The sequence below is a fragment of the Nocardioides sp. GCM10023255 genome (genome assembly GCF_042653125.1).
Classification (GTDB): domain Bacteria; phylum Actinomycetota; class Actinomycetes; order Propionibacteriales; family Nocardioidaceae; genus Nocardioides.
The window spans coordinates 260,066-274,226 of sequence record NZ_JBHSHU010000003.1; the positions used below are offsets into that span (position 1 = coordinate 260,066).

The 14,161-nt window shown below is 75.5% G+C and carries 15 protein-coding genes; 2 read left to right on the forward strand and 13 right to left on the reverse strand.

Going from position 1 to position 14,161, the window contains the following annotated elements; all coding sequences use genetic code 11:
• Positions 1-290: 290 nt before the first annotated feature.
• On the forward strand, positions 291-503 hold the full coding sequence (locus ACFO9I_RS05085) for a DUF7218 family protein (RefSeq protein ID WP_379178454.1): 213 nt from the start codon (positions 291-293) through the stop codon (positions 501-503).
• Between the two features lie 19 nt (positions 504-522).
• Here ACFO9I_RS05085 and ACFO9I_RS05090 read toward each other — a convergent pair whose 3' ends face one another.
• From ACFO9I_RS05090 to ACFO9I_RS05150, 13 genes are all read right to left on the reverse strand, one after another.
• Positions 523-1,677, reverse strand: coding sequence for a site-2 protease family protein (locus ACFO9I_RS05090; RefSeq protein WP_379178456.1), 1,155 nt, complete (start codon positions 1,675-1,677; stop codon positions 523-525).
• A gap of 48 nt (positions 1,678-1,725) precedes the next feature.
• Entirely contained in the window at positions 1,726-2,199 is a 474-nt protein-coding gene (locus ACFO9I_RS05095; RefSeq protein WP_379178458.1) for a universal stress protein, read from the reverse strand.
• Positions 2,196-2,849, reverse strand: a complete 654-nt coding sequence (locus tag ACFO9I_RS05100; protein ID WP_379178460.1) for a V-type ATP synthase subunit D — start codon at positions 2,847-2,849, stop codon at positions 2,196-2,198. The genes ACFO9I_RS05095 and ACFO9I_RS05100 overlap by 4 nt, the downstream gene beginning before the upstream one ends.
• A gap of 3 nt (positions 2,850-2,852) precedes the next feature.
• Positions 2,853-4,253 (reverse strand): V-type ATP synthase subunit B, encoded by a 1,401-nt coding sequence (locus tag ACFO9I_RS05105; RefSeq protein WP_379178462.1) that lies wholly within the window; start codon positions 4,251-4,253, stop codon positions 2,853-2,855.
• A 10-nt stretch (positions 4,254-4,263) separates the two neighbouring features.
• Positions 4,264-5,979, reverse strand: coding sequence for a V-type ATP synthase subunit A (locus tag ACFO9I_RS05110; protein WP_379178463.1), 1,716 nt, complete (start codon positions 5,977-5,979; stop codon positions 4,264-4,266).
• Positions 5,976-6,509: a hypothetical protein gene (locus ACFO9I_RS05115; RefSeq protein ID WP_379178465.1), complete on the reverse strand. Its 534-nt coding sequence runs from the start codon at positions 6,507-6,509 to the stop codon at positions 5,976-5,978. Before ACFO9I_RS05115 ends, ACFO9I_RS05110 begins: the two co-directional genes overlap by 4 nt.
• Entirely contained in the window at positions 6,506-6,718 is a 213-nt protein-coding gene (locus ACFO9I_RS05120; protein ID WP_379178467.1) for a V-type ATP synthase subunit F, read from the reverse strand. The genes ACFO9I_RS05115 and ACFO9I_RS05120 overlap by 4 nt, the downstream gene beginning before the upstream one ends.
• A gap of 10 nt (positions 6,719-6,728) precedes the next feature.
• Positions 6,729-7,097 (reverse strand): ATP synthase subunit C, encoded by a 369-nt coding sequence (locus tag ACFO9I_RS05125; protein WP_379178469.1) that lies wholly within the window; start codon positions 7,095-7,097, stop codon positions 6,729-6,731.
• Positions 7,094-8,494 carry a V-type ATPase 116kDa subunit family protein gene (locus tag ACFO9I_RS05130; protein WP_379178471.1) on the reverse strand — a complete coding sequence of 467 codons (1,401 nt, stop codon included), beginning with the start codon at positions 8,492-8,494 and terminating at the stop codon, positions 7,094-7,096. Before ACFO9I_RS05130 ends, ACFO9I_RS05125 begins: the two co-directional genes overlap by 4 nt.
• A complete protein-coding gene (locus ACFO9I_RS05135; RefSeq protein ID WP_379178473.1) occupies positions 8,481-9,419 on the reverse strand; it encodes a hypothetical protein in 939 nt (312 codons plus the stop codon). The genes ACFO9I_RS05130 and ACFO9I_RS05135 overlap by 14 nt, the downstream gene beginning before the upstream one ends.
• On the reverse strand, positions 9,416-9,856 hold the full coding sequence (locus ACFO9I_RS05140) for a hypothetical protein (protein ID WP_379178474.1): 441 nt from the start codon (positions 9,854-9,856) through the stop codon (positions 9,416-9,418). Before ACFO9I_RS05140 ends, ACFO9I_RS05135 begins: the two co-directional genes overlap by 4 nt.
• A gap of 84 nt (positions 9,857-9,940) precedes the next feature.
• Entirely contained in the window at positions 9,941-11,122 is a 1,182-nt protein-coding gene (locus ACFO9I_RS05145) for a zinc-dependent alcohol dehydrogenase (protein WP_379178476.1), read from the reverse strand.
• 85 nt (positions 11,123-11,207) lie between these two features.
• Complete coding sequence (locus ACFO9I_RS05150) at positions 11,208-12,248, reverse strand: phosphatase PAP2 family protein (protein WP_379178478.1); 1,041 nt, start codon at positions 12,246-12,248, stop codon at positions 11,208-11,210.
• Between the two features lie 89 nt (positions 12,249-12,337).
• Here ACFO9I_RS05150 and ACFO9I_RS05155 point away from each other — a divergent pair, with 89 nt between their 5' ends.
• Positions 12,338-14,158 carry an MFS transporter gene (locus tag ACFO9I_RS05155; protein ID WP_379178479.1) on the forward strand — a complete coding sequence of 607 codons (1,821 nt, stop codon included), beginning with the start codon at positions 12,338-12,340 and terminating at the stop codon, positions 14,156-14,158.
• Positions 14,159-14,161: the final 3 nt, after the last annotated feature.

Here is a 14,161-nt window from a genome sequence, read left to right on the forward strand (position 1 = left end):
CACCCCGACCAGCCCCCACCCGATGGTCAGAGACCACACCGACAACCCCCGAACCCCTGCGGTTGGTGACCAAACCGCAGGTGATCGCGGAGCGGACGCCGGGAGCCGACCCCCACCCCGGCGGACCTCCCCCGTAACCAGCCGAGAACCGCAACCGAAAGCAGCCCGAGAGCCGGGAGCGACCCCCGGCCGGAGCCCACCGGAGCCGCGACCAGCCGAGCACCGCATGGCCACGAACCACCCGGGTACCCACCACACGTCAGCACTCGCAACGACAGGGAGGCGACGACATGGCCGGCAACATCAAGAACGAGAAGCAGTACGAGGCGCTCAAGGACAAGGGCATGTCCAAGGAGCGTGCGGCGAGGATCGCCAACTCCCCCGACGCCTCGAAGCACGGCGGGCAGAAGAGCGGGTCGGGAGGCGACAGCTCCCAGGGCGGCACCACCGCCCAGAAGAAGGAGGCCGGCCGCAAGGGCGGCAAGGCGAGCCACGGTTCCTGAGCAGCACGCCCTGGCCGGGTCAGGGCTGGTGCTGGCGGACCCGCAACGGGGCGGTGGCGATCGCGCGCTCCAGGTCGGCGGTCGAGAGGATGCCGACCGGCTGCTCGCCGGACGGCCCGCCGAGCACCACGGACGAGGGCGGTACGTCAGCGCTGGCGTGCAGGAGCGACTCGCTGAGCGCTCGCGCCGCGTCGATGACCTCGTCGTCGGGGTGCAGCGCCGGCAGCGCCGCGGCGGGGGTCATCACCTCACCGACGCGTACGGCGTGCCGCCGGGACACCGGCACCGCGCCGGCGCGGGAGAGCACCAGCGTGCCGAGGTAGCGCTCCCCCGCCACGACCGGGTACGCCGAGTGGTCGGCGAGGGCGTCCAGGCTCTCGGCGAGCTCGGCGATCGTCATGTCGGGTGACAGCGTGATCGGCGGTGCCGTCATCAGGTCCCGCACCTGCAGGCCGGTGAACGCCTGCGTCGCCCGGGCGGAGAGCACCTCCTGCCGCACGGCCTGGAAGAGGAACCACCCGATCGCCGCGAACCAGACCCCTCCGACGGTGTCGCCGAGCAGCAGGAACATCATGCCCATCGAGATGAGCAGCACGGCGAACACGCGGCCGGCGCCGGCCGCCCGGATCGTGGCGACCTCGCTGTCACCCGTGCGCCACCACAGGAAGGCGTGCAGCAGCCGCCCGCCGTCGAGCGGCAGGGCCGGGACGACGTTGAAGGCGAGCAGCAGCGCGTTGATCTGCGCCAGGTAGGACAGCACACCGACCCACGGGTCGGGGGCGCCGGCGGCACCGGCCCCCACGGCCGCGAGCCAGAACAGTCCGGCGAGGACCGCGGACGCCGCCGGCCCGGCGGCCACGATCCGGAACTCCGCGCCCGGCCCCGGGATGGGCTGGTCGGCCTGCGAGACCCCGCCGAAGAGGAACAGGGTGATGTCCTTGACGTGCACGCCCTCGCGGATCGAGCGCAGCGTGTGGCACAGCTCGTGGACGAGCAGCGAGGCGAACAGCAGCACGGTCGCCACCGCCGCCATCGTGAGGTACTCCCAGGTGGGGAGGTCGGCGTAGCTGGTCGGGAACAGCACCGTCGCCAGTGACCAGTAGACGAGCGCGACGATGACCAGCCAGCTCCAGCCGACCCGGATCGGGACGCCCCGCACACGGAACACCACCACAGCTCAACGCTAGGAGCGTCGCCCGACCTCGGCAGGGGTCGAGCGGCATCACCGGGAGGACCTTGGACCTGCGCCGAGCCCGTCCCGCTTCCGGGTCGGCGGGACGACCAGCACCGGGCGCTCGGCGAACTCCAGCACGTGCCGGGTCTGCGCGCCGACGTAGGGCTCGCCGCTGTAGCTGCGGCGGGCCCGGCCGATCACGATCACGTCGGCCGCCCAGCGGCGGGCGTCGTCGAGGATCGCCTGCCCCACCTCCCCGTCGAGCACGGCGGCCTCGACCTCCACACCGGCGTCCTCGGCGAGCGCGGTGACCCGGCGCAGGACCACGGACGCAGCGGGCAGCCCGCCGCCCTCGCGGCCGGTGCCGGTGGCCGCGAGCAGCGCCGCGTCGAACTCGTGGTCGACGAGCACGTGCACGATCCGCAGCCGCGCCTGCAGGCCGCGTGCGATCTCCACCGCGGCGCGCGCGGCGGCCATCGCGTCGGGCGAGTCCTCGACCGCCAGCAACACGCGGCTGATCACGGCTCGGCCGTCCCGGCGCCGCCCCCGCGGGGCCCGGCGACCCCGTCGGCGCCGGCGGCCCGCCGCAGGCGTACGCCGTCCTCCCGCTCCGTCTGCTCCAGCGCGGCCTCCCGCTCGGCCAGGGCCTGCCGCAGCCACGGCGTCCAGCGCCGCTCCAGGGCCCGCATCCGCCGTCGCGTGACCGCGATCTCGGCCTCGACCCGGCGCACCGCCTCCTCGGCGGCGGCGGTGCGCACCCCTGCCCGCAGCGCAGCCTCGAAGGCCCGCGCGGCCGGCACGACCGCCGCGTTCGCCGGCGGGACCGTAGGCGTGCCCTCCGACACGACCAGCTCGGCCCCGGCCGGGTACCCGAGCCCCATGGTGCCGGCCCAGGTCACCTCGACCCGGGCCGGCTCGACCGCGCTCGCCGCGAGCACGGCGTCCTCGCCCCCGAGCAGCACGACGCGCAGCAGCCAGGTCCTGGCCTCGGCGTACGCGGCGGCCCACTCGCGTCCCAAGCGGTCGGCCTGCAGCCGGCGGCGCTGCAGCTCCGGGAGCAGGATCCGCAGCTTGCGGTCCAGCTGCTCACGACCGCGCTCGGCGACGGCGAGCCGCCGGTGCAGCCACATCCGCCCGGCGCGGCCGGGCGGGATCCGCGATGCCTGGGGCACGGCTCATCGCCTCCCGTCGAGATGGGTCTCGAGCAGCCGGGTCGGCAGCATCGTCAGCTCCCGCACCGGCAGGACCGAGGCGACGTCCCAGCACCGGTCCAGCGTGTCGTCCAGCGAGCGCACCTCGGTCCGCGACTGGTCCAGGAGCCGACGCTCGAGGCCGGTCGCGAAGTCCAGGTAGCGCTGGTCGGTCGCGTTCAGCGCCGCGGCTCCCACGATCTCGGCCAGCTCGGAGACCTGCCGGGCGCGGGCGAGGGCGGCGAGCAGCTGCGCCGCGAGGTCGAGGTGGTCCTCGCGGGTGCGGCCCGGCCCGGCGCCGCTGCGCATCAGGCGCGACAGCGACGCCAGCGGGTCGACCGGCGGGTAGACGTCGCGGGCGTGCACGGCCGCCGAGAGGACCACCTGCCCCTCGGTGATGTAGCCGGTCAGGTCCGGCACCGGGTGGGTGATGTCCCCCGCCGGCATGGTCAGCACGGGCAGAACCGTGACCGAGCCGGGCCGACCACGGACCCGTCCGCAACGTTCGTAGAGCGAGGCCAGGTCGCTGTAGAGGTAGCCGGGGTAGGCGCGCCGCCCGGGCATCTCGCCGCGGGCCGAGGAGACCTCGCGCAGCGCCTCGGCGTAGCTGGTCATGTCGGCGAGCACGACGAGGACGTGCCTGCCTTGGGTGAAGGCCAGGTCCTCCGCCACGGTGAGGGCGATGCGGGGCGTCAGCACCCGCTCGATGACGGGGTCGTCGGCGGTGTTGAGCAGCAGCACCAGCTCACCCGCCGCCGAGCGCTCCTCCAGCACCGAGCGCACCATCTCCGCGTCGGCGTGGGTCAGCCCCATGGCCGCGAAGACGACGCTGAAGGGTTCTCCGCCGGCGGTCGCCTGGGCGGCCACCTGGGCGGCGAGCTCGAGGTGGGGCAGCCCGGCGACCGAGAAGATCGGCAGCTTCTGGCCGCGGACCAGGGTGGTCAGCGCGTCGATGGCGGAGACACCGGTGAGGATCGGCTCCGCAGGCGGCTCCCGCCAGGTGGGGTTCAGCGGCAGCCCGGCCGCGGGCGCGGTGGTGGCCGCCAGGACCGGCGGGCCGCCGTCCACGGGCTCGCCGCGACCGTTGCAGACGCGGCCCAGCCAGGCCGGACCGACCGGCACCCGCAGCGGCCGCCCGGAGAACGCCACCCTCGTGGTGCCGGTGGCCAGCCGGTCGGTGCCCTCGAGGACCTGCACCACCGCGAGGTCCCGGTCCACCTCCAGCACCAGCCCGTGCCGGACCTGCGGGCCGCCGTCGGCGTCCTGCACGAGCACGGTAGCGAACTCGTCCCAGCCCACGCCGGTGGCGCCGCTGACCACCAGCAGCGGACCGCGCAGCTGCTCGACCCCGGTCCGCACGACCTCGAGGTCCGGGACCGGCCTCATCCCAGCCCCCTCATGTCAGGGCTCCCAGGGTGCGCAGCACCACGTCGCGGCGCGCGTCGACCTCGTCCACGGCGTCCGGCGGCGACTCCCGGGCGGCCCGCAGCAGCGGCGAGAAGTCGACCTCCTCGATCTCGGTGGCGATGACGCCCCGCTCCACCAGCGCCGTGCAGGCGTCGACGACCGCGAGCACGGCGTCGACGAGCGCGGTGGTCTTCCCCGCCGTGCAGTGGGCGTCGTTCGGGTCGACGGCGCTCTGCTGGAGCACGGCCTCGCGCAGCAGCCGCCCGCCGAGCAGGACGACCCGCTCCCGGCCCGGCAGCGACGCCGTACCCACCAGCTCGGCGAGGTCACCGAGCCGGTCGGCCTCAGCGAGCAGCGAGACCATCCGGGCGCGGCGCGCTCCCCAGCCCGGGTCGCCGTTGCGGGCGTACCAGACGGCCAGGCCCTCGGCGTCCCGGGCGAACGACCCCGTCCAGCCCACGGCCGGGTAGTGCCGGGCGTAGGCCAGGCTCCGGTCCAGGGCCCACAGGCCGCGGACGAACCGCTCGGTGTGGGCCGTGACCGGCTCGGTCGTGTCCCCGCCCGGCGGCGAGACCGCACCGATGATCGTGACCGAAGCCTCCACCCCGCCCAGGGTGACGAAGCGCCCCGCACGCTCGTAGAACGCCGCGAGCGCGGACGGCAGCCCGGCCGGGTAGCCCTCCTCGGCGGGCAGCGCCCCCGAGCGCGAGGCGAACTCCCGCAGCGCCTCGGCCCAGCGCGAGGTGGAGTCGGCGATCACCACGGCGTGGTGGCCCATGTCGCGGAAGTGCTCCGCCACGGTGACGCCCGTGTAGATGCTCGCCTCGCGCGCCATCATCGGCATGTTCGAGGTGTTGGCGATGATCACGGTGCGCCCGGCCAGCGCCCGGCCGGTCCGGGGGTCGACCAGGCGGGAGAGGTCCTGGAGCACGTCGGCCATCTCGTTGCCCCGCTCGCCGCACCCGACGTAGACGATGACGTCGGCGCTGCACCACTTCGCCACCTGCTGCAGCAGCATGGTCTTGCCGGTCCCGAAGCCGCCGGGAACGGCCGCGGTGCTCCCCCGCGCCAACGGGAAGAGCGCGTCGAGCACCCGCTGCCCGGTGAGCAGCGGCTCGGCGGTGGCCACCCGGCTGAGCACCGGCCGGGGTCGTCGGACCGGCCAGGTCGCGCCCATCGTGACCGAGGTGCCGGCGACGTCAGCCACCGGTTCGTCCGCCGTGTAGGTCCCCGGCCCGGCGAGCCACCGCACCGGGCCACCGACGCCGGGGGGCGCGAGCACGCGGTAGTCCACGCTGCCCGCCCCGGGAACGGTGCCGAGCACGGCCCCGGGGGTCACCTCGTCACCCACGCCGACCGCCGGCCGCCACTCCCACTGCGACCCGGTGTCGCGCTGGTCGGTGTCGGGCTCCAGCCAGGTGGGCGCCGACGCGAGCGGCCGGAGCAGCCCGTCGAAGACCCCGCCGAGCAGCCACGGCCCCAGCCGGGCCGACAGCGGCCGCCCGAGCGCGGTGACCCGGTCGCCCACCGCGAGCCCGCCGGTGTACTCGTAGGCCTGCACCGAGGCCGCCTCTGTCCCGACGGCGACGACCTCGCCCGGGAGCCCGGCGGCTCCCAGGGCGACCAGGTCCGCCATCGCCAGGTCGCCCAGCCCCGTCACCTCGACCAGCGGCCCGTTGACGCGGCGCACCCGTCCGGCGCTCACGGCGCAGACCACAGCCGGGCCCCGTCGACGGACGGGAGGACCCGCTCCACCAGCGCCTCGGGCGAGGCATCGATGCTGCGCCCGTCCGCGGTCCGGGCGGACAGCCCGTCGCCCTCGAGGTCGTGCACCGCGGCCCCCGGGAGCAGCACCAGCAGTCGGGCGGCCAGGTCCTCGCGCACGCTGGGGTCCACGAGCAGCGCGCGCACCCGCTCGACCGACTCGCGACGCAGCCGCTCGTAGGCGTCGCGCTGAGCGGACAGCACGACTCCCCGCGCGGCACGCCGGGCCTCGGTCTCCTCCGCCGCCAGCACCCAGGACGCGTCGGCCGCCCCCTGCGACCGTGCCTCGGCCAGCAGCGCCTCGGCCTCCCCGCGGGCAGCCGCCAGGCGACGCCGCGCGTCGGCCTCCGCCTCTGCCCGGACCCGGTCCGCCTCCGCTGCGGCGGCCGCGAGCAGGGCGGCGCGCACGGGCTCGAGCGCGGTGGCCGGGGCCGCGGGGGTCGGTGCGGAGGCCACCGGGGTCGCGGTCATCGCGGCAGCACCACCGTCAGCGGGGCCCCTGGGGCGGTGCGCTCCGGACCCAGTGCGTCCGCGGCGGCCCCCGTCAGCACGACGACGGCCACGCCGGCAGGCAGGGCCTCCCAGGCCGCCCGCACGGTCGCGGGATCGTCCGCCTCGTGCACCTGCGCACCGGCGAGGCCGAACCCCGCCACCAGGTCCGCGGTCCCGATCGCCGCCACGCCGGCCACCTCAGGCCTTGCCGATCAGGATGATCGACACGATCAGCCCGTAGATCGCGATGCCCTCCGCAAGGCCCACGATCACCATGGCGCGCCCGAACAGCTCGGGGCGTTCGCTCATCGCCGCGAGTGCCGCCGAGCCCGTGTAGGCCACCGCGATCGCCGCCCCGATGGAGGAGCCCGCCACCGCGATCGCGGCGCCGATGAGCGCCGAGCCGTTGGCGTCGCTGCCCGACGAGGAGGCGGCGGCCTCGGCGTGCGCAGACGCGACCCCGGACGCCGGCGAGGGGTCGGCGGTGACAGCGACGACGAGGAGCACCAGCGACGCCAGCAGCAGCACCCCGCTGGTGACGAGCACGACGCGCAGGATCCTGTTCACGGGACGACCTCCTGGGGGGCGAGCGGGACGTGCCAGGGCTGGAACGGCCGGCCCTCGAGGTCGAAGACCCGGGAGAACAGCTCGTAGTACTCCAGGCGCAGCGCCTGGATCGCCGCCACCACGCCCTCGAGGGTGAACGCCAGCGCGTTGCCGACCACGAAGACCAGGACCGCGGCCAGGCCGGCGGCCGGGCCCCGACCCCACAACCCCGAGGTGGCTTGCCAGATCACCGCACCGAGGGCGGCGTGGGTCAGTCCGAAGGCGGCCAGCCGGGCGAAGCTGACGACGTTCGACCCGAGCCGGACCACCAGGTCGACCAGCTCCACGGCCGCCTGGGCGCCGCCGCCCACACCACCACCGGCGGCCGTGAACAGACCGGCGTACGCCGCGACCAGGCCCGCCGCGGCGACCACGCCGGCCAGCACCACCACCCAGGCGACATCGAGGTAGATGCCGGCCGCGAGCAGGCCCAGGCCGAGGAAGACCGCCGTCCCGGCCAGTCCGGACGGCGCGTAGACCGCCCGCCGCCAGCCGCCCTCGCGGAACCGGTTGACCGAGCCGAGCGCGTAGGCGCCGGCGAGCAGCACCCCGCCGGCAACCACGGCGACGCCGAGCAGCGGAACCGGGTGCTCCAGCGGCGCCATCCACAGCACCGGCAGCACCCCGGTCGGGCCGAAGAACTCCCCGTAGAGCACGCCGAAGAAGACGCTCGCCGCACCCGCGCCGACCAGGAACGTCCACACGGGACGCAGCCGCGCCAACCGCCAGGCCTGCGCCCGCGCGGCCAGGCCGGCGGCCAGCAGCAACGCCCCGTGGCCGGCGTCGGCGAACATCATCCCGAACATCACGACGTAGGCGACCCCGGCGAGGACCGACGGGTCGAGGTCGGCGTACGGCACCGTGGCGTAGGTGCGGACCAGCGGCGCGAGCTCGTGGGAGGTCCCGTGCTGGGTGAGCAGCGTCGGTGGCTGCACCCCGCGCGGGGCCGGCAGCGGGACCGCCGCGGCGCCCAGCGCGGCGAGCCGGTCGGTCAGCGGCGCCATCGCCTCGACCGGCGTCCAGCCGACCAGGGCGGCCACCCGCCCCTCGGTCACCGCCCGGGCCGCGCGCTCCTCGAGCTCGGCCTCCCCGGCGATGAGGTCGAACCGGCCGTGCGCCTCGCAGTCGTCGAGGTCGGGTGGCAGCGACGACAGGGCCGCCGTCGTGGGCCGGGTCGGCAGCCGCTGCAGCCGGGCGCTCGCCGAGCCGGGCAGCGTGGGCTGCGTGCCGGGGCGGGGGTCGAGCTCCACGGTGCCCGCGTCGCCGACGACGACCAGCGCGTCGCGCAGCGCCGCGCGCGGGGCCACCAGCGCCACCCGCTGCATGCCGACCGGGTGCAGGGCCTCACGCCAGCGCATCGCCCACCCCCACCTCGAGGGCGTCGACCGACGCGTCCGGCCGGGCCGCGACCTCGAGGGCCGCCCGCACCCGCCAGGCGTCCACGGCCAGCAGGGCCACCGCACCGAGCACCACCGCCGGGCCGGGGCGGGGACTGCGGGCCAGCGCGGCCGCGTCGGTCTCGACCCGCGCCCACCACCGGCGCTCGGCGGCCCACAGGTCGGTGCCCGTGGCCACCCCGTGCAGCGCCCAGGACGCCACCCGGGACAGCGCCGGGACCAGGTCGCCGAGGGTGGTGGCGGACGCCGCGGCCGGGCCCACGACGCGGGCCGCCGACAGCCGGGCTCCCGGGGTGAGGTCCGGGTGCTCGAGCGTGAGGGCGCGGGCCAGCAGCAGTGCGACCGCGCCGGCCGCCCACGGCGCGGTCTCCGGCGCCACGGCGATGGCCCGGTCGGCCAGCGAGAGACGCATCGCCCACACGACCTGCTCCGGTGCCTCGCCGCCGGGATCGCCCCAGGCGGAGGTCGCCAGGGCACGTCGGACGCCGGCTGCGTCGCCGGCCGCCGCCAGCCGCGGCCAGGCCGTGCCCAGGCTGCCCAGCTCGTACGGCGGCCAGACGTCCTCGCCGCGCAGGCGGCGCAGGTGGTCGGCGACGTCGGCGATCTCGAACGGCGCGAGCAGCACCCGGAGCAGGGCGGCTCCCTCGCGGGGCACCCAGCCCCCGAGGACCCGCACGTTCCAGACCAGGGTGTCGTGGACGGCGCGCTGGGCGGCGGCCAGCGAGGAGCCCGGGCGCACGTCGCGCCGGTACGGCGAGCGCGCCAGCGCGACCAGCGCGTCGTCGAGCGAGGGCTCGGACGCAAGCCGGCGGACGCCGGCCCGACCGAGCCGGCGCCGGGTCATCGAGCGGGCGCGGACGCTCCCGGCCACCCAGGCGGCGGTCACCCGGTGCCCCCGACCAGGGCACGGACCGCGTCGACCACGTCCTCGACGCAGCCGGCCATCCGGGCGTCGGCCTGCTCGCGGACCGCGGCAGCCCGGCGCTGAGCCTCGGCCTTGGTGGCGTCGGCGTCGGCGGCCCGGCGTTCGCGCAGCTCCGCGACGACGGCCGCGCGCTCGGCGCCCTGCTGCTCGCGTGCGGCCGAGACCCGGCTCGCCGCCTCCTGCTCGGCGCGGCGCCTGACCGCCTGCGCGTCGGTCCGGGCCTGCTCGAGCAGCGAGGCACACGCGCGCTCGGTCGGGGCGAGCGCGGCCAGCAGGGAGGCGAGCTCGGCCGCGGGACCGGCCTCCCGGTCCACGGGCACGCCGGCCACCCCGGCGGCGCCGGGGGTCCCCGACGGACGGAACCGGTTCAGCAGGTCGCGGGCACGCGGCACCCTCACTCCCCTCCTCCGACGCTGGTCCGAGGATCGGACGGCGCCGGAGGCGGGAGACAGGGCACAAAGGCCCGGAGGGCCGGCCGTGGGTCAGGGCTTGAAGACGACCTTGACCGTGCCGTCCTGCTTCTTCTGGAAGTTCTCGTACGCCGTGGGCGCCTCGTCCAGCGGGACCCGGTGCGTGGCGAACTCCTCGGTGCCGAGGGGATCGGCGTCGTCCACGAGCAGCGGCATGATGTCGTCGACCCAGCGCTTGACGTTGGCCTGGCCCATGCGCATCTGCAGCTGCTTGTCGAACATCGTCATGATCGGCATCGGGTCGGTCTGGCCGCCGTAGACCCCGATCAGCGAGACGGTCCCACCGCGGCGTACGGCGTCGATCGCCGTGTAGATCGCGGCCATCCGGTCCAGGCCCACCCTGCTCATCAGCGGCGCGGTGATCCGCTTGGGCAGCGCGTTGAAGATCCGCTGCCCGACCTCCGCGACCGCCGAGCCGTGCGCCTCCATGCCGACGGCGTCGACGACCGAGTCGGCGCCGCGGCCGACGGTCCGGGACCGGACCTCCTCGCCGACGTCGTCGACCTCCCGCAGGTCGAGCACCTCGACCCCCCGGGCGCGGGCGCGGGCCAGGCGCTCGTCGACGCGGTCGACCGCGATCACCCGGAACCCCTGGTGGGTCGCGATGCGGCAGGCCATGTCCCCGATCGGGCCGAGGCCCAGGACCAGCAGGGTCCCGTCCTTCGGCACGTCGGCGTAGGCGACCGACTGCCACGCGGTCGGCAGCACGTCGGAGAGGAACAGGAACCGCTCGTCCGGCGGCCCCTCGGGCACCTTGATCGGCATGAACTGCGCCTGGGGCACCCGCAGGTACTCCGCCTGCGCGCCGGGCACCTCGCCGTACAGCTTGCTGAAGCCGAAGAGCGCCGCGCCGGTGCCCTGGTCGCGGACCTGGGTGGTCTCGCACTGCGTGTGCAGGCCCTGCTCGCACATCCAGCAGTGGCCGCAGCAGATCTGGAAGGGCATCACGACCCGGTCTCCTGCGCGGAGGTCGCCCACCTCCGGGCCGACCTCCTGGACGATGCCCATCGGCTCGTGCCCGAGGACGTCGCCCTCGCCCATGAACGGACCCAGGGTCTCGTAGAGGTGCAGGTCGGACCCGCACAGGCCGCTCGAGGTGATCTTGACGATCGCGTCGTTCGGCTCCGAGATGACCGGGTCGGGGACCTCCTCGACGCGCACGTCGCGCCGTCCGTGCCAGGTGACTGCCTTCATGCTCGCTCCTTCGTCGTGCGGACGTCGGTTCGCGAGTCCCGTACCCGAGGCACGGGCGGCCATGTGCGCCGCGGGGAGCGGCAGGTCAGTCCGGGCGGCCGGTCGGGTAGACGGTGAAGCGGCCGAGCAGGACGGCCAGCGCGGCCAGCGCGACCCCGGCGATGTCGTCGACGACGAAGTGCCAGCCGAAGTAGACGGTGGCCACCATCACCGCGAGGAGGTACGCCGTCATCGCCAGCGCCAGCCGACGCCGGCGGTAGTAGAGCAGCATGAAGAGCACCATGCAGGTGAAGCCCACGTGCAGGCTGGCGAAGGCGGAGATGCTGACGAAGGAGTCCGGCGCGGCCGGGTCGGCCAGCATCTGCGCCCGCTCCGCCATGTACTCCGCCTGGGTGCTGGTGATCCCGGTGTGCGGCAGCGCCGCGAACACGTGCGGCGCCGAGGCGAACGGCCCGAGCGTCGGGATCAGGTAGTAGGAGCCGACCCCCAGCACCCACACCCACATGGCCGAGGCGAGGAAGACGTAGCCCTCACGGATCCGCGGCGTGAACACCAGGGCGGCGACCACCGAGAGCGGCACGAGGTAGGTGAAGGACTTGTAGACCACCATCAGGACGTACGCCGCGGTGTCCTGCCCGAACACGTCGTGCAGCAGCGCCGCCGGGTCGTGACCGAGGAACATCCAGCGGTCGAAGCGCAGCATCTGCTCGTCGCGCACCGTGTTGAAGGCGTCCCAGCTCTTCAGGTTGCGGTAGCAGATGTAGACGGCGTGGTAGGCGACCAGGCCGGTCACGGCCAGCGCCAGCCGCCGGACCGTCCAGCGGGACCGCAGCGTGGCGACGAACCGGCGCCAGGGCTGCCGCTCCCGGACCGTGCGGACCACCGCCTCGAGGAGGACCAGGCCGGCGAAGAGGACCAGGGCGCTGGTCAGCCGGCCCCGGAACATCTTGCCGTCGGGGTCGCGCAGGGGGACGCCGACGTGGTGGGACCAGACGGCCGTCACGACGGCGAAGACCGCGACCAGCACCCAGATCCCGGCGGCCCAGCGCACCTGGCGCAGGTCGTCACGGGTGGGTTCGGGGGCCGGCTGGGGGCGGGTCCGGCTGATGGAGGAGGACGAGGCCACGATCGACTCTAGCAAGCGGAGGACCCCGGATCCGCCACCCCGGCGTGACACGATGGGCTGCGAAGGTGCGTTCGAACGGGGAGGGTGCGATGTCGGCGGGGAGCCAGGTGCTCGCTCGCGAGCCGGTGGTCCCGAGCCCCGCCGGCCGCTTGGCCGTGCTGGCGCGCCACCCGGTGCTCGTCACCGCGGCCGCGGCCGCGGTGCTGCACGTGCTCTGGTGGTGGTTGCTCGCGACCAGCGGCGGCGACCTGGCCGCGCAGGACGCGTGGGCGGAGTTCGCGCGCACCCATCCCGGGAGCGCCTACAACCTGGCGTGGTACGGCGGCATGCACCCGGTGTCCTACAGCGCCCTGTCCCCCTACGTGATGGCCACGCTCGGCGTGCGCACCACGATGATGCTGGCCGGCACCGCCTCCGCGGCGCTGCTGGCGCTGCTGCTGGTGCGCAGCAAGGCGCTGACCCGCCCGCTGTGGCCGGCGCTCTTCGGTGCCGTCGCGTTCGCCGGCAACGCCGTGTCCGGCCGGGTCACGTTCGGCCTCGGGCTGATGTTCGGGCTGGCGGCCCTCGCCACCGTCTTCGCGTGGCCGACCAGGTGGCGCACCCACGAGCCGCGGCACCGGTGGCCCCGGGCCGCGCTGGCCTGCGCCCTGTCCGGCGCCGCGACCGCGGCCAGCCCGGTCGCCGGGCTGTTCCTGGGTCTCACCGCCGCAGCACTCTGGCTCGGCCGCCGCCGCCCGGCCGCCTACGCCCTCGGTCTGCCACCGGTGGCCGTGGTCGCGCTGTCCTCGTGGCTGTTCCCGTTCTCCGGCCAGCAGCCGATGCCGTGGGCCTCGATGATCCTGCCGGTCGCGTTCGCCGCCGGGCTCTTCGTCCTCGCGCCGCCGTCCTGGCGGACCGTGCGCATCGGGGCGGTCCTGTACGGCGTCGGGGTGGTCGCGGTGTGGCTGGTGCCGTCCCAGATCGGCACCAACATCACCCGGCTGGGCCTGGTCTTCGGCGGCGTGCTGGTGGTGGCCGTGGGGGTGCGGAAGCCGTCGGCTCCGGTCCCGGGGCGCCGACCCGCGCTGCTGCACGCGCACCCCCAGCGGTTCACGGCCCTCCTCGTGGTCGGGGTCCTCACCTCCTCGATCTGGCAGGTCGCGACCGCGGCCCGGGACTCGATCGACACCCGCCCCGACGCCGCCTGGACCGTCGACGTCCGGCCGCTGGTGAACCAGCTCCAGTCGCTCCAGGCCGGCCAGGCGCGGGTCGAGGTGGTCCCGGCCGCCAGCCACCGGGAGGCGTCCGCGCTCGCGCCGTACGTCAACCTGGCCCGCGGGTGGAACCGGCAGGCCGACGCCGAGCGCAACCCGATCTTCTACACCGAGGGGCTGCTGACCAAGCGCAGCTACCGCGCCTGGCTCGACCGCTGGGCGGTTCACTACGTGGTGCTCTCGACCGGCGAGCCGGACCAGGCGGGGGTGGCGGAGGCGGCGCTCGTCTCCGGCGGCCTGCGCTACCTGCACGAGGTGTGGGCCGACGACAGCTGGCGCCTGTACGCCGTGCAGGAGCCCACGCCGCTGGCCGATCCCCCCGCCGTCGTCACCTCGTTCACCGCCGCCCAGGTCGTGATCCGGATGCCGCGGGCCGGCGAGGTCCTGGTGCGCATCCCCGACTCGCCGTGGCTGAGCCTGGTCGACGAGGAGGGCCAGCCCCTGCCCGGCCCGGTGTCCCCGGGGGCCGGGCTGCCCGCGGTCAACGTGAACGGCTGCCTCAGCGAGGCCGAGCAGCCGCACCTGCCGGGCGAGGCGGTCGACAAGTGGACGGTGCTGCACGCCCCCCGGGCGGGCACCTACCGGATCGCGGCTCCCTACAAGCTCCCCCGCGGCACCTCCTGCCCGGACGAGGGCGGGGGCGAGGACGCCCCGTAGCGC